This window comes from Dactylosporangium sp. NPDC051087, assembly GCF_055586325.1.
The window spans coordinates 1-1579 of sequence record NZ_JBVJIJ010000091.1; the positions used below are offsets into that span (position 1 = coordinate 1).

The window sequence follows — 1579 nt, forward strand, 5'->3', positions numbered from 1 at the left end:
AGTTGTGTCCACAACGCACAGACGATCACGCGGTGGCCGTGCTCTGTCCAGCCCCGTCAACCAGCAACATCCCGAACGGCGGCTGCCGTACTAGGTCCAGGTGCAGAGTGTCCGGCAAATCCGTGAGCATTGCCTGTTGCAGGGCTGTGGCGGCGTCAATTCGGTCCTGCAGCAGCAGGACCCGCTGCACGGCTAGACCGGTGTAGCCAGCCAGGGCGGCCAAAATGATCTGCTCTGCAGCGTCCGGGGCATGCGGTTGGCTCCACCAGAACGCGATGATGCCGATCGGGCCGTCCGGTCCCGGCAGCGGCAGGCAAGCCAAAGCCTGCCGGCCGGCAGCGACGAGGTGCTCGGCGAGATCCGGGAAGTCGCCGGCGAGTGCGGCGATGTTGGCGTAATACACCGGTTCGTTGTCCCGCAGGCAACGCAGCATCGGTGACTCGCCCGCGTCGACGTCGTGCAGCCACGCGATCTCCCACGCGGGGTGCTGCACGTTGGAGACATGGATGTGGCGGCGGCCGCCGTCGGTGTAGCCGATGCCGAGGCTGACATAGGCAGGAGCTACCGCTGTGTCCAGGAGTCGGCTGACCGCGGCAGTGATGCCGGCTACGGTCGTGGCCGCGCTGAGGTCTTCGCTGGCCGTCAGCAGTAACTCGGTATTGACGAGGACGGTGGCAGCTTCAGCGGCAAGCCGCTGATGTTCGGCCAGCAGCGCCTCAGTGCGGGTGGCCGTGATCCGTAACCGCAACTCCGCCGCGCAGGCGTCGGCTAGCCCGTCGAGCAAGTCGAGTTCGGCGACGGTCCAGGTACGGGGTTCGTGGTCGATGACCGCTAGCGCGCCCAGGATCTGTCCGTCGCTGTCGGTCAGTGGCAGGCCCGCGTACGCGACGACTCCGATATCAGCGATCGCCGCGTTCCCGGCGACTCTGGGATCTTGGTGGGCGTTGGCGACGATCAGCGGGACGCCCGTGGCGATCACCTGCAGACAGAACGACTGTGATAGTGGCGTCTGTCGGTCCTCGCATAGCGGCTGCCTGAGTCCGGCCTGCCCCGGAAAGAACTGGCGGGTGTCATCGACGAGTGACATTAGGCAGACCGGCGCACCGATCGCAGCACAGGCAAGCGCCGCGAACCGGTCAAATATCGCGTCCGCCTCCGCGTCAAGACCGGTCGCGGCCAGCGCCGCTAGCCGGGTCGCGTCCTGCAAGGCATCCGACCTGGGCCGATGCGCCACATTTCCTCCTCGCGACGAAGCATCAGGCGCTGCCTCGCCAGCCGTGGTGGCCGGCCCCTCGACGAACTATCGCAATGTGTACCATCCGGCAAGCATGTACGGCCACACTCATCGCAAATTCCAGCCATGCCTGCAGGATGACCCGATCTGACCGCGTCTACGGGACATTCGAACTGCTCGTCCTATTCCATCGTTCGGCGCCGGAATGCTTGATTGAGCCGGTCGGCAGTCGATGAGGGCATCTGACACGGGACCTGGTTGGGAGTGCGGATGATGCAGAGTGCCCGGGTGCTACCGCCAGTGTCAGCGCCCTCCGACGTCACGATCGAAACCGTGATCGCGCGG

General features: G+C 65.7%; 1 protein-coding gene. It reads right to left on the bottom strand.

Annotated elements, in window-relative coordinates:
- Positions 1–25 precede the first annotated feature (25 nt).
- A complete protein-coding gene (locus ACZ6TV_RS55190) occupies positions 26–1234 on the bottom strand; it encodes a GAF domain-containing protein (protein WP_465309782.1) in 1209 nt (402 codons plus the stop codon).
- Positions 1235–1579 lie beyond the last annotated feature (345 nt).